Below are 25,030 nucleotides of genomic sequence, written 5' to 3' on the forward strand. Positions count from 1 at the left end.
CCTGCGGCTTGTAGCTTGTAGGGGGTCGAAGTGTCGAACCAGCCCCCCCCACCTTACAGCGCTCAGCTTTTCAACTGTTTCAATATCACCTTCACAAACGCCCGAACATTTAAATATTTCCTGCCCAGCAAAACCTTATCTATATAGGCCCAATCGAGATTCAAATAGTCATGAATTATGGCGTTTCTCATGCCTATGGCGCCTCGCATTTCTTGGACAGCGGGTTCTGTTAATGCAAGCATTTCATAAACACGCTCAATCGCAGCCCTAGCTTCTGCCGGCACCGGTTTCTTACGGCTTTTTAGGAAGTGCTTAGCACATACTATTGCAGCCTCAACTATCACTTGCAGACTACGCTCCACCGAGTTGCGCTCTATAAAGTCCAGCGGCCTGGTTTGAGCCTTTAGCTGTAGCTCATCAAGCGCAGCAATATGCTGAGTGACTTGTTCAGATATTGCCAGAGCGTAAGCGTCATAGTTCATTTGGGAACCTATTAGCCTCATGCTTTACATTTTCCCAGCGCGACCACACCCTACTTTCTTCAGCGTGTTGACGCAGGTCTGACTTACTGTAAAGCACGATACCCTCTTCAATAATATTAAGCGCCAATGGTGTGGGGGCCTTATTAATATCAACGATAGATACCTGATGCTTAAGTGCTTGCTCAAGACTAAAGCGAAGCTCTTCGACTTCCTGCTCTCTCACGACGCCCATATCAAAGGCACAAGCAATATCGACATCACTTTGTTCATTAGCATCGCCTCTGGCTCGAGATCCATAAAGCCAAACAACTTCAATAGCGGCCCTTTCGGCTGCCACTGTGGTTAATTGCCTCTTGATCTGTGCTAAATCCATATAACTCTCTAAGATTCTTTCAAGCTACAAGCTACAAGCTACAAGCTACAGGCTACAAGGCGGGGGGCCGCCCCCTACAAGCCGGATGGCCGGCCCCTACAAACAGGATGGCCTAACCTACAAGTTTGAGCTTTGCTTTTCCTGTAGCCTGTAGCTTGCAGCTCTTTTAACGCCCCGCGTTAAAAGTACCCCTCCTGCTTTTTCTTTTCCATGCTGCCGGAGCTGTCGTTGTCGATTACTCGACCTTGGCGCTCGCTGGTTTTGGTGAGCAGCATTTCTTGAATAATTTCCGGCAGGGTTGTGGCTTCAGATTCGACTGCACCGGTTAATGGGTAGCAGCCAAGGGTGCGGAAGCGCACCATTTTTTCTTCGACTTTATCTTCCGGGCCAATGGGCATGCGATCGTCGTCTACCATGATCAGCACGCCGTCTTTTTCAACCACGGGGCGCTTGGCGGCGAAATACAAAGGCACGATAGGAATGCCTTCCAAGTGAATGTATTGCCAAATATCCAGTTCGGTCCAATTCGATAAGGGGAAAACGCGAATGCTTTCGCCTTTATCGACGCGGCTGTTATAAATATTCCACAACTCGGGGCGTTGGTTTTTTGGGTCCCAGCGATGGTTTTTATCGCGGAAAGAATAGACGCGCTCTTTGGCGCGAGACTTTTCTTCATCGCGGCGGGCACCGCCAAAAGCGGCGTCAAAACCGTATTTATTTAGGGCTTGCTTTAACCCCTGGGTTTTCATGATATCGGTATGCTTAGCGCTACCGTGGGTGAAAGGACCAACACCCTGCTTCACGCCTTCTTCATTAATGTGAACGATAAGGTCCCAGCCGAGATCTTTAATAAGCTTGTCTCGGAACTCAATCATTTCCTTGAATTTCCACGTGGTATCTACGTGCATCATAGGAAACGGCGGCTTACCTGGGTAAAAGGCCTTCATGGTCAAATGCATCATTACCGCGGAGTCTTTACCTACCGAGTAGAGCATCACTGGGTTATCAAACTCAGCGGCGACTTCACGAATAATATGAATACTTTCAGCTTCTAATTGCTGGAGGTGTGTCAGTTGATATTGGGAGGTCATGATATTGGCTATGCTATCCGCTTTCCGTGCTACCTAGATCCGTGATGACATCGTTGTCACCCGAACAGGGAGTGTGTCAAAAATGTGGCAGGATTATACGTAAAATCAGGAGGTTAGTCTCTAATCCATCAGATATATTTAGGAATAAGGGTATGACTGAAGAGCAGCTAAGAGCTGCAAGCTGCAAGCTGCAAGCTGCAAGCTGCAAGCTGCAAGCTGCAAGCTGCAAGCCAGTCAAGAGCACCACATTATCATTCCTAGGAATAGCTATTGAATGAAAGGCTTGCCCGGGGGGCACGCTTCCATGATCTGCTGGGCGTCAGACCACCCTACTTGGCGTTTGCAGTTTGTAGGGCTCGAAGTGTCGAACCAGACCACCCGGCTGGTAGCTTGGGCTTGGGGGGTATCTTTGGCTTGTAGCTTGTAGCTTGTGGCTTGTAGCTTGTGGCTTGTAGCTTGTAGCTTGCAGCTTGTGGCTTGCAGCTTGTAGCTTGTAGCTTGTAGCTTGCAGCTTGTGGCTTGCAGCTTGTAGCTTGTAGCTTGCAGCTCGCACCTAACCAACCCCAACCTCATTAAGAATGGCCCGCAATGCTTCCGCAGGGTCAGACGCTTGGGTTATTGGCCGGCCGATGACCATGTAATCCACGCCTTTCTTTAGGGCTTCAGCGGGGGTTAGGATGCGGCGCTGGTCGTCGGCGGCGCTGTTGGCTGGGCGTATTCCGGGCGTCACTAGTTGAAATAGCGGGCCTTGGGAGCCGCGCAGCATTTCAGCCTCTTGCGCCGAGCACACCACGCCGTCTAAGCCAGAATCTTTCGCCAAGGTCGCTAGGCGCAAAACTTGGCCTTCTATGGAGCAATCCAAACCTACATCGGCCAGCTCGCCCTCGGCGGTAGAAGTTAGCACCGTGACACCAATGAGTAATGGGGCGTCGTTGCCAAAAGTGGTTAACGAGGCTTTTGCCGCCTCCATCATCCGCCGACCACCGGAGGCGTGTACGTTTACCATCCAAACGCCCATGTCTGCAGCAACGGCCACGGCTTTAGCGACGGTATTGGGGATATCGTGAAATTTCAGATCCAAAAATACATCGAAGCCGCGACTGGTTAACGCCTTCACCAGTGCCGGCCCCTCGGCGGTAAACAGCTCTTTACCCACTTTCGCTCGGCAAAGTGTGGGGTCTAACTGATCGGCCATGGCGAGTGCTGCAGCAGCATTAGGGAAATCAAGCGCGACAATTACTGGAGACTTTGATGGCATGGGCATGGCTCTGGCAGAATTTTGGGGGATGGTAAGGAATGAGGCGGGAAGCTGCAAGTGAAAAGCAGTTTACAGGGGGAGCAAGCTGGAAGACACAAGCTACAAAGCTACAAAGCTGCAAGCTGCAAGCTGCAAGCTGCAAGCCACAAGCTAGAAGCGGCAAGCGGCAAGCTACAAGTGAAAAGCAGCTTACAGTGGCTTACAGTGGTGAGGGTGCAGCTTACAGGAAGAGTGAGAAGCAACAAACAACGAGCAGCAGGTTGTGCGCTATGAGCTATAAGCTACAAGCTACAAGCTACAAGCTACAAGCTACAAGCTACAAGTGTTTTGGGTGGACTAACTCGGATCAAGAACGGCAAAAGGCCTAGTAGCTTGTAGCTTGAGGCTTGTAGCTTGTAGCTTGTGGCTTGGGGCCTGAAGCTTGAAGCTTGAGGCAAGCTGATCTGGTGTCGCCTTCAAACGGCTGACATTAAGCGCTCGATACTTCATCAATATACTGCTCAAGCAACGACGTTGCTTCCTTTGTAACAGCGGTAAACAGGACGCCATACTCGAAGTCTTCCCCTTCCCCCGCTGGCTTGGCGAGCACACCTTTAATGCGCCCTTTTAGTCGGATAATTTTTTCATGGCCGTTGATAGAAAGCTTTGTCGCCAGCGCCAGCGGTGTCTCAACGGCGCCTAAATCTTGCTTTGCGGTGAGTTTACAGCCGGACACACTCACATCAACGATACGCGCGGGCACCGTGACGGCACTGGTTTTAACGTTGGCAATAAGTGAGGTGGAAATTCGCTGGGCTTTGCGCGCTTCATCTCTGGCAATGAAAACAGGAAAGCTAAGGTAGGCGTGAGGTAAGGGCTGGTCAATAATATTTACCACCTGCACACTAAACATAACGGAACAGTTTAGCTGCTCCGAATAGAGGGTCACATCCACCAATTCGCCCAACTGCAAGGCTCTAGGCTGCCCCTGATGCATGGGAATAGAAACGACAATACATTGATTTTTCAAGTAACCAATTAATGTAGAGGGCTCTTTTGTATCTGGGTTAGATTGGTGGAACTCCAAGTGCAGGACTGTGCCAGGCAGCAACTTTAGCTGATCAAAATTCATTTGGCTGGTTTCACGTTAATTAAGGGCTACTAAAGGCTTAAGTGTAGGTTAAGGATTAAGGCCTGAACCACCCAACACTCGAATAACGCAAATATAGCCACCGAGAGCAAAATGACATGAAGCTAACGACAAGCTCGCTGCCCTGAAAACCCATTAGTTAGTACATTTGCGCGCGGCCGCCAACCGGCAATCTGTTCAGGGCGATGAATAAAAGCTGAGAAAAGCCTGCTTATCCGCGGAATTAAAGCCAGCAACTTAAGCAACCGAAACAGTGTTAGCAACAAAGCCGAGACAGGTTAGATTTACTCGATAACCTGCACCAAGACGGCTTTAATGATAAAACCCAATAAACACAAACCCAAAACGATAAACAATATAGCCGTGCCAAACTTACCGGCTTTCGACTCTTTTGCCAGATCCCAAACGATAAATAACATGAACGCGATGAGTGCGCCGACACCTAGGTAAAGGGAAAGCGAGTCGAATAAATCTGCGTCCATCACAGGCTCCAGGCGGTTAAAAACATTAACTCTTGGCGCATAAAAAAGCCTGGGTAGACCCAGGCTCTTTTATTCAAGCTTATTTAACTATTCGTACTCTAAGCTTATTTGTATGGTCGGAACGGCGGGATTTGAACCCACGACCCCTACACCCCCAGTATAGTGCGCTACCAAACTGCGCTACGCTCCGAATTCAGTAAATCGTTGATTTGAAATAACTTTAAAGACAAACCAGGATAATCTGAGAGGCGGCATAATACCGCGTCTAACTAATATTGCAAGTGGTTTAGGGCTTTAGAACGAGGAGTAATTCTTCAAGCTCGGCAATCATTTGCTTAATGATTTGATGGAATTGCACATCTTCAGATTGTGCCGGCGTGGGATCGCCTGTCATCTGCTGGCGAGCGCCGCCGATAGTAAAACCCTGATCGTAGAGTAAAGACCGAATCTGGCGAATGGTAAGCACGTCATCGCGCTGGTAATAGCGGCGATTACCACGTCTTTTAACAGGGTTTAGCTGGGGGAATTCCTGCTCCCAATAGCGCAGCACGTGGGGCTTTACCGCGCATAACTCGCTGACTTCACCAATGGTAAAGTAACGCTTACCCGGGATTACCGGTAGTTCATCGTTATTACTTGGTTCGAGCATGTTCCTCTACTCTTGCCTTTAGCTTCTGACCTGGTCTAAACGTGACCACGCGGCGGGCGGTAATGGGAATTTCTTCACCAGTTTTTGGGTTGCGGCCGGGGCGCTGGCTCTTATCGCGCAAGTCGAAGTTGCCGAAACCGGACAACTTCACTTGTTCATTGGTTTCCAAGGCGTGGCGAATCTCCTCAAAGAAAGACTCCACCAACTCCTTAGCCTCGCGCTTGTTTAAGCCCAGCTCTTCGTACAGTTTTTCGGCCAGATCAGCTTTCGTTAAAGCTCCGTCTGACATCTGAAGTCCCCTTTTGCTGTGCCCTTTTACCTCAAGGTCGCGTTGTATGTGGATTCCAAGGCAGCCATGACGGCAGCGATAGAAGCGTTAATCTCATCGTCGTTAAGAGTGCGGGATGGATGCTGATACGTCAAGCCCAGACCCACACTTTTTCTTTGTGGATCAATACCTTTGCCGCTATATACGTCAAACACCTTTAACTTCGTTAAAGCCTCGCCAGCGTGCGATCTAACGCAATTTAACAAGGTTTTAGCCGCCAAATCCCTATCAACTAGGACGGCGAGGTCGCGTCGAACCTCAGGAAATTTAGACAAAGGTGCAAAATCTGGCATGGCACCCGCCAACAAGGGTGCCAACTGCAGCTCAAAAACATAGACCGATTGGTCCAAGTCCAACGCTTTGAGTGTACTGGGGTGCAAGGCGCCAATGACACCGACAACCTCACCCGCCTTCAAAATCTTTGCAGTTTGCCCTGGATGCAAGGCTGGGTGGCTTCCAGCCTCAAAACTGTAGCAGGCACCGGCGCCGGAGGCCTCAAGCAGGCACTCCACATCGCCTTTCAAATCAAAGAAGTCGACCTTGTCTTTGCTGTTGGCCCAACCTTCAGGCGCGCGCTCGCCATAAACCAAGCCCGCCAACATAGGCTCTTGCGCCAAACCAGCCGGCCCCTTGCCACCGGGCACGAAAGTTTGACCAGTCTCGAAGATTCGCACCCGCGGTTGCTGGCGGTTCACATTGTGCACCAACGTACTCACCAAACCTGGCAGCAAGCTGGTGCGCATCACACTCATGTCGGCGCTAATGGGGTTCAGCAAGGTCGCCGCAGCTGTGTCTGGATCAAACAGCTTATGTAGTTTCGGCTCGATAAAACTGTAGGTAATGGCCTCTTGGTAGCCGCGCGCAATCAATTGCTGTTGCACTAAGCTCAGGGGCGTCTGCAACTCTGCCTGCGGCAGAATTGGCAGGTCTGCCTTCAGGCTGGTAACGGGTAAATTGTTGTAGCCGTAAATACGCGCCAGCTCTTCCAATAAATCGGCCTCAATGCTGATGTCGAAACGGTGACTCGGCACCTGGAATGTCCACGCATCATCGGTATTGGAAACGAGTTTCAGGCCTAGACGACTAAGAATATCGAGCACCCGCGCATCCTCGATGGCAAAACCTAAACCCTCTTCGATGCGACGACGGCGCAGGGTTACTGTGGCTTGCGCAGGTAAGCTGTCGGCACGAACTTGCTCAACCACAGGCCCTGCTTCACCACCGACGATGGACAGTAACAATTCAGTGGCGCGCTCTATTGCCGATTGCTGTAAGGCCGAGTCAACACCGCGCTCAAACCGGTGGGACGAATCCGTATGCAAACCGTAAGCGCGTGCCTTGCCGGCAATAATCGTGGGCGCGAAGAAAGCGCTCTCCAATAAAATATCCCTCGTCGTTTCGCTCACTGCCGAAGCATCGCCACCCATAATGCCGGCCATCGCCAGCGCCTTGGACTGATCGGCGATGACCAACGTGTCGCTATTTAAGGTAACGGTTTGACCGTCGAGTAACTTCAAGGCTTCATCTTGTTTTGCCATGCGCACAACCATGCCGGTATCTAGCTTCGATAAATCGAAGGCATGCATGGGCTGACCGAGCTCTAGCAAAACATAATTGGTGACGTCCACTACGGCATCAATACTGCGCAAACCTGAACGCCGCAGACGCTCCTGCATCCACAAAGGCGTGGGCTTTTTAATGTCGATATTGCGAATCACGCGACAGGTGTAACGGCCACAACCTTCGGCTTCAATGGCAACCGGTAGCGCATCTGACACCTTAGCGGCAACTGCAGAAATAGCTACCGGTGTTACCGCTAGCTCATTGAGCACACCTACTTCGCGTGCAATACCGGCCAAGCCCAAACAATCGGCGCGGTTAGGTGTTAAATCTACTTCAATAATTTTGTCATTTAGCGACAAGTAGTCGCGCAAATCTTTTCCGACCGGCGCATCCAGCGGCAATTCCCACAAACCATCGTCGTCATCGCCTGCCTGCAACTCCGTTTGTGCGCAAAGCATACCGAAGGATTCCACACCGCGAAGCTTAGCTTTCTTGATTTTAAAATCGCCAGGTAATTGCGCGCCTACTGTGGCGAAAGGGATTTTTATACCAACACGGGCATTAGGTGCTCCACATACGACTTGGGTTAACTCGCTGCCGAGGCCGGCAACCATACACACCCGCAGCTTGTCGGCATCTGGGTGCTGCTCGATAGCAACGATCTCACCCACAACCACGCCAGAAAACTCGCCGGCGACAGCTTCTATACCGTCAATTTCTAAGCCAGCCATGGTTAACTGATCGCAAAGGGCCTGCGTGGAAATTGAAGGGTTTACCCATTCACGCAACCAGGATTCACTGATTTTCATAATGCAATCTTTCCATTTTTGAAGCTGAAACTTTTAATTCAGCCACCTAAAAAATTTTATTTGTTTCGAATAACCCGAGCACTAAGTGTTAGAACTGCTGCAGGAACCGCAAGTCGTTCTCGAAAAATAAGCGCAGGTCATTAACGCCGTAGCGCAACATAGCCAAGCGTTCTACACCCATACCAAAAGCAAAGCCGGAATATTTTTCTGGATCGACGCCGCTGGAGGTAAACACATTTGGGTGCACCATGCCGCAACCCATCACCTCGAGCCAGCCCGACTGTTTGCAAACGCGACAGCCTTTACCACCGCATTGCGTACATTGAATATCCACCTCAGCCGATGGCTCAGTGAACGGGAAGTACGAAGGTCTAAAGCGAACCGGCACGTCGGCCTCGAAAAAAGCCTTTAAAAACTGATCAACAGTGCCTTTTAAATCGGCAAAACTAATGCGCTGATCAACCACCAAACCTTCCACCTGATGAAACATTGGCGTGTGGGTAATATCGGAGTCACAGCGGTAAACCCGACCCGGGCAAATAACGCGAATCGGCGGCTCTTGTGTTTCCATAGTGCGCACTTGCACGGGCGATGTGTGGGTGCGCAAAACATGGCTGGCATCCACATAAAAAGTATCGTGCATGGCGCGCGCCGGATGATGAGACGGAATATTCAGCGCCTCAAAGTTGTGATAATCATCCTCAACCTCTGGGCCTTCGGCTATTTGATAACCGGCCTGCTGAAAAATTTCACTAATACGCGCCAAGGTTTTTGTCACTGGGTGCAAACCGCCCCCCTGCTGTCCGCGCCCAGTCAGCGTCACGTCAATTTTTTCATTGGCGAGCTTGGCGTTTACCTCTAATTCTTCGAGCTCAGCCTTGCGCTCGTTTAATTTTTCCTGAACAGCCTGTTTGGCGGTATTAATTTCGGCGCCAGCTGCCGGGCGCTCCTCGGCAGATAGTTTGCCCAAGCCTTTTAACAGCTCGGTGATTTTTCCCTTCTTACCTAAATACTCGACGCGAACGTAATCTAAGCCATTTAAGTCTTCGGCTTTGGCAACCAGCTCAAGCGCTTCCTGGGTGAGCGCGACCAGGTTTTCCATGGGTGTTCTCCGGTGTTCATGTGTGTGACTTAGGTTAATAGTAAAGCCACAGCTGAATAAGTTTAATGTTTACTTGGCGCTAATAAAAAAGGGAAGAGGCGTTAGCCCCTTCCCTTCGAAACACATCGGGATGGTGACATCCCCTATCGTGCGACTTAAGCCAGAGCTGCTTTAGCCTTTTCAACGATAGTTGCAAAAACCGCTTTGTCGTGAACGGCGATATCTGCCAACACGCGACGGTCCAATGCAATATTTGCTTTCTTCAAGCCAGCGATCAACTTGCTGTAGCTCAAACCTTCCGCACGCGACTGTGCGTTGATACGAGTGATCCACAAGGCACGGAAATTACGCTTCTTGGTCTTGCGATCACGATAGGCGTATTGACCTGCTTTGATAACAGCTTGCTTAGCTACACGAAATACACGTGAACGTGCTCCGTAGTAACCTTTAGCGGCTTTTAGTACTTTTTTGTGACTGCGACGAGCCACGACACCACGCTTAACACGCGCCATAATTCAATCCTCTACTTAAGGTTACTGCCAATTACTTGGCGCGGAACATACGATCTACCAGTACCACGTTGTCCTTATCCAGAACATTGGTACCGCGCAGGTGACGCTTGCGCTTGGTAGTCATCTTAGTGAGGATGTGGCTACGGTTAGCATGCTTATGCTTGTATCCAGCACCAGTCTTTTTGAAGCGCTTGGAAGCGCCACTGTGTATTTTAGCTTTGGCCATAATAAAACACTCCGCATTTGCGAGTTTGATAATTAAAGTAACAAGGCAGCTAAAAAGCCCGGCTACTTCTTCTTTTTGGGTGCGAGAACCATCATCAGCTGCCGACCTTCCATCTTCGGGTGCTGCTCGACGATACCGTATTCTGCCAGGTCGATTTCAATGCGTTTCAGCATCTCCATACCTAACTCTTGGTGCGCCATCTCGCGGCCGCGGAATCTTAACGAAACCTTAGCCTTATCCCCTTCTTCGAGGAAACGTATCAGGTTGCGTAGTTTTACCTGATAATCACCTACATCCGTCCCTGGTCGAATCTTAATTTCTTTTACTTGCTGTTGTTTCTGCTTTTTCTTGGCAGCAGCCTTGGCCTTCTTGGCCTCAAACACTTCCTTGCCGTAGTCTAGGATCTTACAAACTATCGGCTCGGCATCGGGCGCGATTTCTACCAGATCTAACGTTGCTGCCTGTGCGGCGGCGAGTGCTTCAGCAATGCTGACGATCCCTATTTGTTCTCCGTCGGCACCAATTAGGCGTACTTCTTTTGCATCAATCTGGTCATTAATGCGGGCTTTTTTCGACTTTCCGCTTTTCGCGCTATCTCGTTTGATGGCTAATGCCTCCTAAATAATTGCCCAATATTGGGCTACAACAGCAAAAGACCGCAAAACGCTGATATGCGCACCCCAAAGTACGCATATTCGCTATTTTGTGGCCTTATTAAGCGCTCTTTGATGCTATCTCAGCATTTAAGCGCTCTGCCAGTTCATCCACACTCATGGCGCCAAGATCTTCACCGTTACGGTTACGCACCGTAATTTTGCCGGTTTCCATCTCTTTGTCGCCAACCACTAGCAGGTAAGGAACCCGCTGAATTGTGTGCTCGCGGATTTTAAAGCCGATCTTCTCGTTTCTCAAGTCCGAAAACGCTCTGAAGCCTTTGTTTTTCAAGGATTCTTCAACTTTCTTCACATATTCGGCCTGATTGTCCGTAATATTGAGAATTCCGACCTGCTCGGGCGCCAGCCAAAGCGGAAAAGCGCCTTCGAAGTTTTCGATCAAAATACCGATGAAACGCTCAAATGAACCCAAAATGGCGCGATGCAACATCACCGGCACCTGACGGGAACCATCCTCGGCAACAAACTGGGCACCCAAACGACCCGGCATGGAGAAATCCACCTGGATAGTGCCGCACTGCCACACGCGACCTAGGCAATCCTTCAGCGAGAACTCGATTTTCGGGCCATAAAAGGCGCCCTCGCCCGGCAACAAACTGTAATCCAGGCCCTTCGCCTCCAAGGCATCGGCCAAGGCCTTCTCCGCCTTATCCCACACCTCGTCGCTACCCACCCGCTGCTCTGGGCGAGTTGATAGGCGAATGATGACGTCGGTGAAGCCGAAATCGGCGTAGACCTTATAAAGCAGATCGGTGAAGGTGCTGACCTCGTCTTGAATTGCCTCTTCCGCGCAGAAGATATGGGCGTCATCTTGGGTGAAGGCGCGCACGCGCATCAAGCCCTGCAAGGTGCCCGACGCTTCGTTGCGGTGACAACTGCCAAACTCAGCCAAGCGAATGGGTAAATCGCGGTAGCTTTTTAAGCCTTGATTAAACACCTGAATATGACAGGGGCAGTTCATCGGCTTAACGGCGTAATCCCGAGACTCGGATTCGACCGTGAACATGCTGTCGCGGAATTTATCCCAGTGGCCAGAGCGCTCCCACAGAGTGCGATCAACAACCTGCGGGGTTTTGATTTCCTGGTAGCCGTTATCGCGCTGCACTTTGCGCATGTATTCTTCGATGGCGGTGTAGATGGCCCAGCCGCGCGGATGCCAAAACACCATGCCGGGCGCTTCTTCCTGAATGTGGAAGTAGTCGTATTTTTTGCCCAATTTTCGGTGATCGCGCTTTACCGCTTCTTCTAAAAATTGCAAATGCGCCTTGAGCGCTTTTTTATCCGCAAAGGCGGTGCCGTAAATGCGCTGGAGCATTTTGTTGTTCGAGTCACCACGCCAATAGGCGCCAGAAATGCGCATCAACTTAAAGTGCTGACAGAAACGCATATTCGGCACATGCGGGCCACGGCACATATCGACATATTCTTCGTGATGATAGAGCCCAGGCGTTGCCGACTTAGGTATGTCGCGCTCGAGTATCTCCAGTTTATAAGGCTCTTCTCGACGCTCAAAAGCAGCCACCGCCTCATCCCAAGATACGACTTTTTTTACCACGTCATATTCTGTTTTGGCCAACTCAAGCATGCGCGCTTCGAGCTTTTCGATATCGTCATCGGTCAATGAGTGCTCGAGATCGATATCGTAATAGAAGCCATTTTCGATGGTTGGGCCGATGGCCATTTTCACATCGGGCCACATCTGCTTTATGGCATGGCCTAACAAATGCGCGCAAGAGTGGCGAATAATTTCCAACCCATCGGCATCTTTCGCGGTGATGATTTCAAGCTTTGCATCTTGCTCAATAAGGTCACAGGCATCAACGCGCTGACCATTCACACGGCCCGCAATGGTCGCTTTCGCCAAACCAGGACCAATATCAAGGGCAACATCTAAAACAGACACAGCAGCATCAAAACGACGCTCAGAGCCGTCTGGGAGAGTAATAACAGGCATTTTCGTTTCCTGAATCCAGTGGTGACCCCTACCAAAGGCCACGTGTATAAAAGGCAGACTAGGCTGCCGGCGAGAGGGGGTATTATAGGCTGCAAGCCTCAAGCTGCAAGCTAAAAAGGCGAGCAAGCAAATCTGGCCTTTAATTACTAGCTTCTAGTTGCTCAATGCGTCCCACCTGATCCTGCTTGCGGCTTGCGGCTTGCGGCTTGCGGCTTGCGGCTTGCGGCTTGCGGCTTGCGGCTTGCGGCTTGCGGCTTGCGGCTTGCGGCTTGCGGCTTGCGGCTTGCGGCTTGCGGCTTGCGGCAAGGATTATACCTGCCTCCCACTCCTAACCTATTGATTCCCCTAAACCTTACTGGTAAAGTGCGCGCCTCTTTAGGACTATAGCTCAGTTGGTTAGAGCGCTACCTTGACATGGTAGAGGTCTCCAGTTCGAATCTGGATAGTCCTACCAGATTTGCAATAAAAAAGGCTACCCGAGTAGGGTGGCCTTTTTTATTGCCAGTAGCGTTAGCTACCGAACTGTAAGTTCGACCCACAGGGCCGCGACCACAGGGAGCGCATCTGGATAGTCCTACCAGATTTTAAACAAAAATGCCCAGCCGATTAGGTTGGGCATTTTTGTTTAAGCTGCGCAAGCAGCCGAACTGTAAGTTCGACTCGATAGAGACGCGACCGCAGGAAGCGCATCTGGATAGTCCCACCAGATTTGCAATAAAAAAGGCTACCCGAGTAGGGTGGCCTTTTTTATTGCCAGTAGCGTTAGCTACCGAACTGTAAGTTCGACCCATTGGGCGGGGCCGCCATCGGAGCGACCACAGGGAGCGCATCTGGATAGTCCTACCAGATAGTAAATAACTGCCTACAACCGCCCTCCCCCTAAACGCAACGCGACAGACCAAACTGCTAGCTCAACCCGGCTTATCTTACACCCCTGAACAGAACCAACTCCCAACAACCCCCAACAAACCCAAGATAAAACGTCACCTGCACATCAAACCAAATGATCACCCGGAAACAAGTAAATACCCCACGACCAAGCGGCAAGAAACCGCCGCCACACCAAAACAACTTGCCGCCCAAGCGTCAACTGGCTGACTTAACTTCAGTGACCACATCAACAAGACTCGATAACCGTTTGTTTTTATTGAGCTTTTAAAGAAACCATTAAAGTGGCACGGTTTTCGCTGAACAGGGTAAATAGGTAGATACAGCCTAGCGTCATTATTGCGAAAACCCGAGGGGTAGATCATGCAAGAATCCAATCAGGTCACGCCGTTACACAGCAGTAACACGGCCAAGCGAAAATTGACCCGCATTGCCATTCAGGAAGACCCAGACCTGCGCCACAAACTCATCCACGCCTTGCAGACCTCACTGGACTTGCAAGCGCTGCTGGAAATTTTTGTTAAATACTTGGGCCAGCAAGTTCGTATTGGCGGCCTTAGCTATCGCCATGCGGCACGGGGTATTCACCTTAATTTAGGGCGAGATAACTTGCACCACTGCGACTACCGGCTGATTACCCCGCGGGACAACTTAGGCGAAATTCGCTTCAATCGGGCCAAGCGTTTTAGCGAGGCCGAACTGGCCTGTATTGAATCACTATTAGGCACGCTCATTTACCCGCTGCGCAACGCACTGCAGTATAAGGATGCCTTGCAAGCAGCACTCTTCGATCCACTCACGGGAGCGGGTAACAGAGTTGCGATGGACACGGCCGTGCGCCGCGAAATGCAAATGAGTCAACGCTATGAGCAACCGCTGACGCTCATGATGATCGACCTCGATCACTTCAAGAAAATTAACGACTGCTATGGCCACGCACTGGGCGACGAAGTTCTACATGAAGTCGCCCAAACCATCATGTTAGTGGCGCGCACAACGGACATGACCTTCCGCTACGGTGGCGAAGAATTTTCGGTTTTATTAAGCAACACAGATATGAATGGTGCGATTATTATCGCCGAGCGTTTGCGCGACGCCATAGAGGGGCTAGACATACAGCAAGGTGATCAGCACTTAACCGTGACCGCGAGCATTGGCCTCGCACAATTGCAAAAAGACATGAGCGCGAAGAACTTGTTTGAGCAAGCCGACAAAGCCCTGTATCACGCAAAACGAGAAGGCCGCAACCGGGTTTCTACTGCATTGGACTTACAAGCTGCAGCTCAGGCTTAAACAAATAGATCCAATTGTTCTTCGTCAACCTCCGGCTCCACTGGGGCGACTACTTTACGCGGTCGCCCGCGTTTTTTTGGGGCTGCAACTGGCTCCACCAAACCAACAACTTCAGCGCCGACAATAACTTGTTGCTCAACCACAGCGCGAACATCAGCCGACTCAATTCGCTCCAAATCTACGCCAGCGTTGAGAAGTTGCTCAGGATTTTTGCGCGGCCTACCACGTTTTTTAACCACCGGTTGCCCCGCAACATCAGCGCCAGAGTTTGACGTTTCACTAGCGTCAGCCTTTGACGCCACAAGCAAACTATTTTCGTCCTGAGCATCAGAAATTGCATCAGCTTTAGGCTTACGCTTGGCTATGTTTTTTGTGGCAGTTAAGAGCTTACCGACTATCTTACGCGCTGAGTTTTGTTTAAACGTAACAACAGAGTCTGGAGAATTACTGTCTTCAGGCAGGCAATCTTGGCCTGAAGAAACGACAGGTAAAACATCATTCACACGGGCTGATTGTTCAGATTTTTTAAGCGCTAATAGCTCGGGAGCAAGCTCAACCGCCAACCCCTGCCAATCGAGCTTACCCTCAGGCTGAGCAACGCTAGGCGCAGTGCCATCTAAAGGAAGCAGCTGCGCCCAACCCGCGGCCGCATCGCAATAAGCAATGCCCTTCAGATAGCGTATTTGAGCGGCCTGCTGCTGAAACCACTCGAAACTAAAACAAATAGCCACTGCGCTTTGCTCTAGCCATTGCGTAGGCGTTAATGAGCCTTCAACTAAGAACCAAGCCAAACTCGCGCCCTGCAGCTCAACATCCAAACCGCGGCGATACAAACCATCGATTAAGTTACGCAGCGCAGGTTCTTGCGATTCGAAGCGGCTTTTATGAATTTCGCAAGCCTGCTCTGCCAATAATTGGCGCGCTTGGCTGGCATTGGAGGCTCGGAGTGCAATGACAACTTTCATGAGATCTACAACGGGGAAAATCGGCAATTCTAACGACTTTTCAAGGAACAAAACAGCGAAAAAACTGTTTATTCGTTAAGCACCTGCAGCCGACTACTGGCAGACAAGGTTATGGATGACTGGAGACAGCTGTTGTCAGCCAACGCCAATAACAGCCGAGGCTCGGCTATAAAATCGCGCAAGAGCTGCTCTGCGCAGATATCCGATGAAACCACCGCATGGCCTACCTGGGAGAAGCTCGCAAGCTGCCAGTGTGGCAACAACGCCTGCAGCGGCTCAACCCAATCGATGGGCGTAATAGGGTCCATTTCACCGCTCAGCAGCAAGACTGGTACATCAATGTTCGCGAGATCCGCCACCGATAATTGCTCCCTGCCTCTCACCGAACCTAAAACTGACGCCTGACATACATCCGTGCCTGCCATACCTTCCAAATAACGACTGTAGTAAGGGTGTTCAGATAAAGCTTTATTCACCCTCTTAGGATCTGAAATACGATTATCCTTGCACTCAGCTGCATAAAAAACCATTTCAGAAAAATCCGGATCAAAGGCATTATTGACAAAACTTTCCGCCAATTTATCCAGCGCTGCTCGTTGCTGAACAGATGCGGACATTAAAGATTCTCCGATGCTCGGCCACAGATGTTGATCGTAAATAGCGGCAAAAACTATCTGCAAATAACGCTGACCATTGACCGCAACCTGATAAGGCGCCTCGCCATACCAACTGGGTACTGATACCTGAACGGGTCGAGCATCGAGCTGTTCAAGCATCTGCTGAAAGCGCTTTTCTGTGGCTTCTGCAGCTTCGGCAATTGGCGTAAGCACAGAAGCTTCGCGCAAGGAGCAATGATGAGTGTCACACCAATGGAAAAAACGCGTCATGGCGGAACTCATCAATCCAGGCCACTCTTCATTGTGGCCCCGCTCGGGCGGGTAGACAGAATCGAGCACGAGTGATTGCAAACCTTGCGGTTTGTTAGCGGCCATGGCCAAGGCTAGTCGCGTACCATAAGACACGCCCCAGAGACTCCACTGCTGATAACCTAAAAGAGACAGAAGCGCTTGCATATCGCGCGCATCTGCTGCTGTACCTAAGGCATCAACGGCGAGCCGTTTACTTTCTGGATGTGAACTTAACTGCTTATCAAAACACCAGGACATAGCGCGAAAATGTTGCGCATTTTCTTCCTTAGCGGATAAGTCCTGGCTTAAACCCTTGCGGTATTCGCGGCGAAAATACGGGCACTGAAGGCGCGGCTCTGCCATACCGGTTCCGCGCCGATCAACCAAAACAAGATCAGACGCCATATCAAAACGCGCGTACTGCCCCTGCCAATAAATCATATCTTCAGCGCTTAAAAATGTACTGCCACCTGGGCCACCGGATAAATACAACACCGCATGATTGCTAGCTTGGGCAGACTTAAGCACCACAACCGGTAAGGTGAAATGGTGCCCAGCCTCAGTGACGCGAAGATTAAAACAGGCCACCACTCTGCCCGCTTCGGGCGTGAACCAACAGCTGCGGGGCTGAAGTTCGGCGCTGTTTTCTGGTAACGCAAGGTCTGGCTCGGCGCGATAGATAAACGCAAATGCTGCGACCGAGAGAAAAATGAAAATAATCGCTAAAAGCTTATTCATGACAACTTAGGCCACGGCATCGATGCGGGCTCAGCATAATCGGCTATTGCTTCCTTAACCGCCGGGCGCGAAAAAAGCTCGCCCTGGCTGGGTACAGACACATAACAGAAAGGCTTGCCAAAAAAGTTGAAGCTCAGCGCGTAAGCGTGCAAATATCCTCTATCGCTATCTACAGTCGATTTGGCATTGTAAATATCGTCCCCCAGCACCGGCACACCGAGGCTTTTTAGCGCCACGCGCAATTGATGGGTTTTTCCGGTACTCGGCTTAAGCAAATAAAGCCGCAAGCCATCGCCCAAACTCTGACTGAAAAATTGTGTAATCGCAGGGTTACTTAAGGTTGGCTCAAGCTTCCAGGTCTTGCGCCGGCTAGGGCTCATATCGCCCTTAACCAAGCCCTGTTTCTTCTTCGGCTTACCGGCACAAATAGCTAAATAATACTTTTCAATCGCGCGCTGTTCAAACAGCTGCCCAAAAGCCGAAGCAGCCTCGGCAGACTTCGCTAATAACAACAAACCCGAGGTCATTTTATCTAACCGATGTACCGGCCAAAGCGTGCGGCCAAAATATTGGCGCACCAACTCAACAATACCTAACTGACCAGACTCGGTATGAAAATTAACTTCCGGTGCTTTATCTACAACGACAAAATCTTGCTCATCAGCAACTAACGAAAAACCCTCATTCACCAGATTGCAACCACACACAAGCACCACTAGCCTTTTGTAATTTTTCCAGCTTTTTAGTGTGCGCGGCCAACTCATCTTGCGTCGCCATAATGACCGGCAATGGCGGCCTTGCTGCAGACAACCTACGGATACCTTCGCTACCACCCTGCTGCTTTTGTTCATTCGCCGCAGCGAAACTCAACGCCTCCTGGCCGCCGGTCATTAGCAAATATACATCCGCTAAAATTTCAGCATCGAGCAAGGCGCCGTGCAAATCACGCTGCGAGTTATCTACGCCATAACGCTTACATAGGGCATCCAGGTTATTTTTTTGACCGGGATGTTTATTGCGCGCCATGGCCAAGGTATCGAGAATGCCGCAATATTGTGTGATCGGCTTTTTGCCATCGGCGAGTAGGCGAAACTCGCTGTTGATAAAACCAACGTCGAAGGGGGCGTTATGGATAATAAGTTCTGCGCCGTTCACGTAGGCTAAAAAATCATCGGCTATTTGCGCAAAGGTGGGCTTATCAACCAGAAATTCATTGCTAATGCCGTGCACTTCCATTGCGCCGGCATCGACTTCGCGCTCTGGGTTGATGTACTGGTGGTAATGGCGCCCGGTTAATTTGCGGTTAACGAGCTCAACACAACCAATTTCGATAATGCGGTGCCCCTGGCTAGGCTCTAAACCAGTGGTCTCGGTATCTAAAACTATTTGACGCATAATTATGATTCGCGATTAGAAACGGATTAACGTGGAGTTCACAGGTTAGGCAGGCAACTGTTCGATGCCGAGGTTGGCTAGCTCATCGGCCATCTCATTTTCCCGATGCCCCGAGTGACCTTTAACCCAAGCCCAGGTGATGCTGTGCCGAGCAGACTGTTCATCCAAGGCACGCCACAAGTCTTCATTTTTTACGGGTTGCCGGCTAGCGGTTTTCCAACCATTGCGCTTCCACTTCTCCATCCAACTGGTAATGCCTTGGCGCACATATTGGGAATCGGTAGTCAGTATGACCTCGCAATGCTCGTTTAGTGCCTTTAGCCCTTCAATGGCCGCCATGAGCTCCATACGATTATTGGTGGTATGTTTTTCACCACCGCACAGGGACTTTTCGAGTTCGCCATAACGCATCAACACACCCCAACCACCGGGGCCAGGATTGCCCTTACAGGCGCCATCGGTAAATAACTCGACCTTCTTCAATCTAACACCGCTTAATTTTCAAAAGCCTGAAGGATACCAGATCAGGATTCCGATGGCGGCTTTTTGTATCCAGATTGACGTGCCTTTTGGCCCACTTGTGCTCGTGGTACCGGCTCTGCCTGACGATTCACCACGCTTAGACCCGGCAGGGCTTGACGCGCCTTCCACATAGGCCGAATTGGCGTTAACGGGGTAACCTCCTTGCGCGCCACCAAGACGTAAAAACCGCCGCCCAGCCACTGCCAGCGCTCGCACCAGTTATCCCAGCCGTGCAAAAGGGATAGACCCTTGGCCGACTGCAGCGGGAACCGATAAAACCCACGGCTCAAGCTAGACACCTCCAGGTCTAACAAACGCAACCAATCATTCAAACGCCTGACGGAAAATGCCTGATATCGCCAATGGGGCTCGTTACCTAGGCGCGCTAACTGCTTCCATAGGCCCATTAAGCTCCAGGGATTAAACCCCACAATAACCAGGTGCCCCCGGGGCATCAGAACGCGGCAGGCCTCGCGCAGCACCTGGTGCGGCTGGTTGGAAAACTCCAGCACATGGTGCAAAAGCACAACATCTGTGCTCTCGGCCGGCAAAGGCAATTGTTCCGGGTGCGCGAGAGCCGCTGGACCGTGCAGCTCATTGCTAGCCGATGCGAGGGGATTGATATTGAACCGGTGTAGAATCCGGCTAGTTGCGGTCAACTCTAAATTTCGGCAGACGCTCATTTGACAGAGGTGGTAGCCAAATAAACACTGCAATACCTCATCGACCTGCTGTAATTCTCGGCTTAACAGCTCGCGCCCCACAGGCGTACGAAACCAAGCCTCCATGGCAGGCACCGCCTCAGATAAGGGCGGCAGGCCCCGGCCCCAGTGGCTAAGCCTCGGTAAACGCTTAAATCTTTCAGGTGGGGTAAGATAGCCCATGTTATCTCCTGCGGTGCACTTTCACGCTAGAACAAATAGCGCAGCAGTACAGCATCCAAGCAACATACAAGGTTCAACAAAGTACAGCATTGAAACAAATTTTGCGCAATTATTCAGCGCTCAACCCCTAACGCCCTTGGGGCTCTGCGCATGGTTTAATAGTATTGGCAGAGCACTTGATAAACACCACCATCGGATTAATTAGATAATGCTAGACCTTACACCCATACCCAGCTTTTCCGACAATTATATTTGGGGCCTAAGCGACGGGCGACAAGCTTGGCTAGTGGACCCAGGAGACGCCGAGCCAGTCATTACATGGCTAGAAAACAAGAAGCTAGACCTGCGCGGAATATTAATAACGCACCACCATGCCGATCATATTGGTGGACTTGCTCAACTCTTGGCCTATCGACCCAATACACCGGTCTACGGACCTGAAACCGATAAAATAAAAGCCGTAACAGATCGGGTGCAAGACGGCACCGAACTCAATATCGGGCCTTGGCATGCAACAGTACTCGATGTGCCCGCGCACACCCTGGACCATATCGCCTACTATCTAGCCCCAGACGCCAGCCAGCCCGGCGTATTATTTTGCGGCGACACCCTATTTGCCGCTGGTTGCGGCCGCCTATTTGAGGGCACGGCAAAGCAGTTAAACCAGGCCTTTAAACGCTTTAAAGCCCTCCCTCCCGAAACACTCATCTGCTGCGCGCACGAATACACCCTGGCGAATCTAGCTTTTGCCCAGCAGGTAGAGCCCGGCAACCCGAAACTACAAGAGCGCTGCCAACAAGAAAAATGCAAACGCGAGGCTGGCCTGCCCACCCTACCCTCAACACTGGCGATAGAGCTTGCAACCAACCCGTTTCTGCGGCCCCATAGCCCGGAAGTACAGGTGTCGGCAAAGCATTACGCCAAAGCGGATCTGGTTGGCGAGGAAGCCATTATCGCAACGCTCAGGCGCTGGAAAGACAATTTCTAAGCCCTAGCAGCGCGGAGGCACAGGTTCACATCCAAAGATAAAAAGACTATAAGTATCCTAGGCTTTTATGAACGTTTGTTGACCAGTGCCGCCTCCAACCCTACAATCGCCCTCAATTACGCAGATAGTTTCTAAAAATACGCATGAATTTTAAGTTAAAGCCTTTAGCGCTCGCGCTAGCCGCAAGCAGCCTATTCATTGGCTGCACGCAAATTACTACACCTAAAACCCCAGCGGAAAAGGAACTCGCTGCTGTCAATCCCGATGTATTTTGTCCGGTGGATGAACTGGCATGGCAGGAGTTTGCACCCAGTGCAGATACTAATCTCTGGGATAGGGTAAGAGATGGATTCCAAATTCCATCGGTACACAATGAACGCGTCGATACCTATATCAGCTGGTATTCACGCAATGACAATTACATGAAGCGGGTGTCGGAGCGCGCCAACCGCTACCTTTACCACATTGTCGAGCAGCTCGACGCCAACGATTTGCCGCTAGAGCTGGCGTTACTACCCATTGTTGAAAGCGCTTTTGATCCCTTTGCCTACTCCCATGGCCGCGCCTCCGGCATCTGGCAATTTATTCCCGGCACCGGCAAACACTATGGCCTCAAGCAGAATTATTGGTACGACGGCCGGCGCGATATCGAAGCCTCCACCGAAGCCGCGATCCGCTATCTAAGCAATCTGAACCGGCAGTTTGATGGCGACTGGCTACTTGCCCTAGCCGCATACAACACCGGCGGCGGCAATGTGCGCAAAGCCATAAAGCGCAATAAAGCCAAAGGCAAACCAACAGACTTCTGGTCACTAAAACTGCCAAGAGAAACCAGTGCCTATGTACCGCAGCTGCTCGCGCTCGCCGAGCTAGTACGCAACCCGGACGAGTACGGCCTGACCCTAACCGACATTCCAAACAACCCCTATTTCGAACGCATAGATTTAGATTCGCAAATGGATCTCGCACAGGCTGCAGAATTAGCCGGCATGGAGCTGAAGGATTTTTATCACCTAAACGCCGGTTACAACCGCTGGGCCACAGATCCCGACGGCCCGTTTCATTTTTTAGTACCGGTTGAGCAAGCCGAGGGCTTTCTAGAAAATCTGGACGCCCTGCCCGAGCAGGAACGCATCAGCTGGAAAAGTTACAAGGTTAAATCTGGCGACAGCTTAAACCTCATCGCCAAGCGTCACCACACGAGTGTTAGCGCACTCAAAAGTGCCAACAATTTAAGCTCCAATTTAATTCGCCAAAACCAAACCTTGATCATTCCCGTTGCCAGCCAACCGGTGGAATCCTACGCCTACAGTCACGAGCAACGGGTCAAAGCCAAACAAAATAAATCCAGCGGCAAAGCCGGCACCTCTAAATCAAACTACGTTGTGCAAAGTGGCGACAGCTTGTGGAAAATTGCCAGCATTCACCGCGTAAGCGTGAGCGAAATTGCACGTTGGAATGGCATGGCCCCACGCGATCCGATCAAGCCAGGGCAAAAACTCGTGATCTGGTCAAAGGTGGCAACCAACAACACTAGCTACGCCAGCAATAACAGCAACGGCGTGATTCGAAAAGTCAATTACCAAGTTCGCAACGGGGACTCGCTCGCAAGAATTGCCGGCAAATTTAATTTAACCGTCAATGACATTTTAAAGTGGAATACGATGAATGCAAAAAGTTACATTCATCCAGGCCAGCGCATTACTCTTTTCGTTGATGTTACGCGTGTAAACTAAAGCAACGCAAAAACGCCAAACATAAAAAAGCCTCGCAATAGCGAGGCTTTTTTATGGCCGCCAATAAAATATCGACGGCAAAAACATAGGTTAGAAAATTTTAATATCAGCAGCTTCTTTTAGCACCGCTTCATAGGCTAACACTTCGGCGTTAGCCGTGTCATAGCTTAAACGCTGAGCCAAAGCCGTGCGCTGCTCCGCAGACAAATTCTCCAACTGACCGTCTTCCACTTTGACCAATTTTAACAGCACCAAGTCACCGGTTTGACTATAAACCTGCGAATAAGCAGGCTCGTCGTCCGCAGACTGGTTCATATCAAACACCTGCTGCAGCATGGCGCGATCATAGCGGCTGTCTGCGCGCTTTACACCGGTGCTTACCTGCCAGTCATAACCAGCGGCTTTGGCAACAGACTCAACATCGGCACCAGTCGCTAGGGACGCCAACAAGGTTTCACCTTGGGCGCTCAAGGTTGCCTGCGCTTTTTCTTCTTTCAACTGAGTTTCGATTAAATCGGCAACTTCTGCCAGCGGCTTAACTTTCGCGGGCATATGCTCAGCTAATCGAACAACCGCTACGCTGGTTTCTGATAGTTCGAGCACCGGACTGATGCGACCGTCGACCAAAACCTCATCGCTAAAGGCCGCACTCACTACCTTGCTATCGGCAGCTAAGCCATTGCCGCCAGCACGACTAAAAGCAGGCACGCTAACAGTATTTACGCCGAGGGTTTGTGCGACCAGCTCGATATCATCCTGCTTGAACGCTTCTTCTTTGAGCAACTCAAGTTTTTCAACAAATAGTTGCTGAGCCATCGAGTCGGCCAAGGCCATACGAATTGTTGGCATCTCTTCTTCTAAGCTTGGCAACTCAGCATTTTCAATGGCCACCAATTTAATCACATGCCAACCAGCATCCGTTTTAACGGGTGCCGATACCGCACCAACTTCCAGCGCCGCCAGTGCAGTTTCAAACTCTTCCGGAAAGGTATCACCAGAGGTGAAACCTAAATCGCCGCCCGCTTCGCGCGTGCCAAGGTCATCTGAAAAACTTGAGGCGACTTCTGCAAAATCTTGACCGCCTGCGAGCGCCTGCTCGATCTCGGCGAGTTTTGCCTGCGCTTGGGTATCATCCTCGACTTCAACCAAAATATGGGCCGCGTGACGCACCGGTGCCGTCTCGTAAGACTTCATGTTCTCTTCGTACTGCGCCGCTACCTGCTCATCGCTAACTTCAACACCGGCGGCGATATCGGCAACATTTAACTCAATCGCTTTAACGCTAACCATTTCAGGAATTTGGTACTGGGTTTGATTGGCTTGGTAGTACGCATCGATAGCCGCTGAATCAATTTCAGTAGCAGCCATGACGGGCGCCAAAGGCAGAGTGACGTAATAGAAATCCCGCGTTTGATCACTTAAGCGCACGTGCTGCGCTAACTGTTGTTCAGTCACAAAACCACCCAGAGCAACTGACGACATGTATTGCTGCGAAATAATTTCTTGGCGAATCATCTCGCGATAACCCGATGCGGTGTAACCCATGGACTGCACCATGTAGGTGAATCGCTGTGGATCAAACTTGCCATCAACCTGAAAAGCTGGTGCTCCAACAATCAGCGCGTCTAATGCTTTATCGCTGATGGTCATACGCCCTTCGGTGGCACCTTGAATACGCAATTGGCGGCTCACTAATCCATCAACAGCAGGGCCGCGCAAGCGCTCATCAGACAAGAAGTCAGCCGGTAATTGATCGCCAAAACGCTGGCTTAATTGATCGCGCTGCATACCAATAGCGCGACGCACTTGATCTTCAGAAACCACATCGCCATTAATACTGGCAGCCTGTCCAGATTTCGCATCACCGGTAAATAAGCTATCAACGCCGAAGAAAATAAAGGGTATTGAAACCAACACCACCAAGAACATCGCTACGGTGCCCTTCAAGTTGTCACGAAATGATTGCATCATGGCCTAAAAACCCCAGCATATTTAAATGACCGCGTGTCAGCGGCGAAAACTGTATGTGACCGACTGTACTTTTTATCTTGTCGGTTATATGAAAAAGGCGCATCGGGGAT

The 25,030-nt window shown here is 50.7% G+C and carries 24 protein-coding genes and 2 tRNA genes; 4 read left to right on the forward strand and 22 right to left on the reverse strand.

Annotated elements, in window-relative coordinates; translation table 11 throughout:
* Window positions 1-62 precede the first annotated feature (62 nt).
* From hepT to thrS, 15 genes are all read right to left on the reverse strand, one after another.
* Window positions 63-482 carry a type VII toxin-antitoxin system HepT family RNase toxin gene (gene hepT, locus QWY82_RS14435; protein ID WP_290263746.1) on the reverse strand — a complete coding sequence of 140 codons (420 nt, stop codon included), beginning with the start codon at window positions 480-482 and terminating at the stop codon, window positions 63-65.
* On the reverse strand, window positions 472-855 hold the full coding sequence (gene mntA / locus QWY82_RS14440) for a type VII toxin-antitoxin system MntA family adenylyltransferase antitoxin (protein WP_290263749.1): 384 nt from the start codon (window positions 853-855) through the stop codon (window positions 472-474). Before mntA ends, hepT begins: the two co-directional genes overlap by 11 nt.
* A gap of 179 nt (window positions 856-1,034) precedes the next feature.
* A complete protein-coding gene (gene cysD, locus QWY82_RS14445) occupies window positions 1,035-1,946 on the reverse strand; it encodes a sulfate adenylyltransferase subunit CysD (protein ID WP_290263751.1) in 912 nt (303 codons plus the stop codon).
* A gap of 553 nt (window positions 1,947-2,499) precedes the next feature.
* The gene (gene pyrF, locus QWY82_RS14450; RefSeq protein WP_290263754.1) at window positions 2,500-3,204 is read right to left on the reverse strand and encodes an orotidine-5'-phosphate decarboxylase; all 705 of its coding nucleotides are present in this window, start codon (window positions 3,202-3,204) and stop codon (window positions 2,500-2,502) included.
* Window positions 3,205-3,673: 469 nt separating this feature from the next.
* Entirely contained in the window at window positions 3,674-4,315 is a 642-nt protein-coding gene (locus tag QWY82_RS14455) for a flagellar brake protein (RefSeq protein WP_290263756.1), read from the reverse strand.
* A 302-nt stretch (window positions 4,316-4,617) separates the two neighbouring features.
* The gene (locus QWY82_RS14460) at window positions 4,618-4,815 is read right to left on the reverse strand and encodes a DUF2788 domain-containing protein (protein ID WP_290263757.1); all 198 of its coding nucleotides are present in this window, start codon (window positions 4,813-4,815) and stop codon (window positions 4,618-4,620) included.
* Window positions 4,816-4,928: 113 nt separating this feature from the next.
* A tRNA-Pro gene (locus QWY82_RS14465) sits at window positions 4,929-5,005 on the reverse strand.
* Between the two features lie 96 nt (window positions 5,006-5,101).
* Window positions 5,102-5,464: a MerR family transcriptional regulator gene (locus QWY82_RS14470; protein ID WP_290263760.1), complete on the reverse strand. Its 363-nt coding sequence runs from the start codon at window positions 5,462-5,464 to the stop codon at window positions 5,102-5,104.
* The gene (gene ihfA / locus QWY82_RS14475; protein WP_290263762.1) at window positions 5,448-5,753 is read right to left on the reverse strand and encodes an integration host factor subunit alpha; all 306 of its coding nucleotides are present in this window, start codon (window positions 5,751-5,753) and stop codon (window positions 5,448-5,450) included. Before ihfA ends, QWY82_RS14470 begins: the two co-directional genes overlap by 17 nt.
* A 26-nt stretch (window positions 5,754-5,779) precedes the next feature.
* Window positions 5,780-8,164 carry a phenylalanine--tRNA ligase subunit beta gene (gene pheT / locus QWY82_RS14480; protein ID WP_290263764.1) on the reverse strand — a complete coding sequence of 795 codons (2,385 nt, stop codon included), beginning with the start codon at window positions 8,162-8,164 and terminating at the stop codon, window positions 5,780-5,782.
* 88 nt (window positions 8,165-8,252) lie between these two features.
* Window positions 8,253-9,266 carry a phenylalanine--tRNA ligase subunit alpha gene (gene pheS / locus QWY82_RS14485; protein ID WP_290263767.1) on the reverse strand — a complete coding sequence of 338 codons (1,014 nt, stop codon included), beginning with the start codon at window positions 9,264-9,266 and terminating at the stop codon, window positions 8,253-8,255.
* Window positions 9,267-9,421: 155 nt separating this feature from the next.
* The gene (gene rplT, locus QWY82_RS14490) at window positions 9,422-9,778 is read right to left on the reverse strand and encodes a 50S ribosomal protein L20 (RefSeq protein WP_290263769.1); all 357 of its coding nucleotides are present in this window, start codon (window positions 9,776-9,778) and stop codon (window positions 9,422-9,424) included.
* 31 nt (window positions 9,779-9,809) lie between these two features.
* Window positions 9,810-10,004 carry a 50S ribosomal protein L35 gene (rpmI, locus tag QWY82_RS14495; protein WP_290263772.1) on the reverse strand — a complete coding sequence of 65 codons (195 nt, stop codon included), beginning with the start codon at window positions 10,002-10,004 and terminating at the stop codon, window positions 9,810-9,812.
* 62 nt (window positions 10,005-10,066) lie between these two features.
* Entirely contained in the window at window positions 10,067-10,609 is a 543-nt protein-coding gene (infC, locus tag QWY82_RS14500) for a translation initiation factor IF-3 (RefSeq protein WP_290265709.1), read from the reverse strand.
* A gap of 109 nt (window positions 10,610-10,718) precedes the next feature.
* Window positions 10,719-12,632, reverse strand: coding sequence for a threonine--tRNA ligase (thrS, locus tag QWY82_RS14505; protein WP_290263774.1), 1,914 nt, complete (start codon window positions 12,630-12,632; stop codon window positions 10,719-10,721).
* 377 nt (window positions 12,633-13,009) lie between these two features.
* On the opposite strand from thrS, the gene QWY82_RS14510 reads away from it, so the two are divergent.
* Window positions 13,010-13,086, forward strand: a tRNA-Val gene (locus tag QWY82_RS14510).
* Between the two features lie 797 nt (window positions 13,087-13,883).
* A complete protein-coding gene (locus QWY82_RS14515) occupies window positions 13,884-14,813 on the forward strand; it encodes a GGDEF domain-containing protein (RefSeq protein ID WP_290263776.1) in 930 nt (309 codons plus the stop codon).
* Here the strand turns inward: QWY82_RS14515 and QWY82_RS14520 are convergent.
* The 6 genes from QWY82_RS14520 to QWY82_RS14545 form a co-directional block, all read right to left on the reverse strand.
* Window positions 14,810-15,778, reverse strand: a complete 969-nt coding sequence (locus tag QWY82_RS14520) for a hypothetical protein (protein WP_290263779.1) — start codon at window positions 15,776-15,778, stop codon at window positions 14,810-14,812. The genes QWY82_RS14515 and QWY82_RS14520 overlap by 4 nt on opposite strands.
* A gap of 68 nt (window positions 15,779-15,846) precedes the next feature.
* Window positions 15,847-17,424, reverse strand: coding sequence for an alpha/beta hydrolase (locus QWY82_RS14525; RefSeq protein ID WP_290263780.1), 1,578 nt, complete (start codon window positions 17,422-17,424; stop codon window positions 15,847-15,849).
* The gene (locus QWY82_RS14530) at window positions 17,421-18,113 is read right to left on the reverse strand and encodes a TIGR01621 family pseudouridine synthase (protein ID WP_290263783.1); all 693 of its coding nucleotides are present in this window, start codon (window positions 18,111-18,113) and stop codon (window positions 17,421-17,423) included. Before QWY82_RS14530 ends, QWY82_RS14525 begins: the two co-directional genes overlap by 4 nt.
* Window positions 18,106-18,819 carry a DNA polymerase III subunit epsilon gene (gene dnaQ, locus QWY82_RS14535; protein WP_290263786.1) on the reverse strand — a complete coding sequence of 238 codons (714 nt, stop codon included), beginning with the start codon at window positions 18,817-18,819 and terminating at the stop codon, window positions 18,106-18,108. The genes QWY82_RS14530 and dnaQ overlap by 8 nt, the downstream gene beginning before the upstream one ends.
* Before the next feature lie 45 nt (window positions 18,820-18,864).
* On the reverse strand, window positions 18,865-19,302 hold the full coding sequence (rnhA, locus tag QWY82_RS14540) for a ribonuclease HI (protein WP_290263787.1): 438 nt from the start codon (window positions 19,300-19,302) through the stop codon (window positions 18,865-18,867).
* Window positions 19,303-19,343: 41 nt separating this feature from the next.
* Complete coding sequence (locus QWY82_RS14545; protein ID WP_290263789.1) at window positions 19,344-20,225, reverse strand: class I SAM-dependent methyltransferase; 882 nt, start codon at window positions 20,223-20,225, stop codon at window positions 19,344-19,346.
* Between the two features lie 208 nt (window positions 20,226-20,433).
* Here QWY82_RS14545 and gloB point away from each other — a divergent pair, with 208 nt between their 5' ends.
* Together gloB and QWY82_RS14555 are read left to right on the forward strand one after the other, a co-directional pair.
* Entirely contained in the window at window positions 20,434-21,213 is a 780-nt protein-coding gene (gene gloB, locus QWY82_RS14550) for a hydroxyacylglutathione hydrolase (RefSeq protein WP_290263791.1), read from the forward strand.
* A gap of 143 nt (window positions 21,214-21,356) precedes the next feature.
* Window positions 21,357-22,949, forward strand: a complete 1,593-nt coding sequence (locus QWY82_RS14555; RefSeq protein ID WP_290263793.1) for a LysM peptidoglycan-binding domain-containing protein — start codon at window positions 21,357-21,359, stop codon at window positions 22,947-22,949.
* A 90-nt stretch (window positions 22,950-23,039) separates the two neighbouring features.
* Here QWY82_RS14555 and QWY82_RS14560 read toward each other — a convergent pair whose 3' ends face one another.
* The gene (locus tag QWY82_RS14560; RefSeq protein WP_290263796.1) at window positions 23,040-24,920 is read right to left on the reverse strand and encodes a SurA N-terminal domain-containing protein; all 1,881 of its coding nucleotides are present in this window, start codon (window positions 24,918-24,920) and stop codon (window positions 23,040-23,042) included.
* Window positions 24,921-25,030: the final 110 nt, after the last annotated feature.

The sequence above is a fragment of the Simiduia curdlanivorans genome (assembly GCF_030409605.1).
Taxonomy (GTDB): Bacteria; Pseudomonadota; Gammaproteobacteria; order Pseudomonadales; family Cellvibrionaceae; genus Simiduia; species Simiduia curdlanivorans.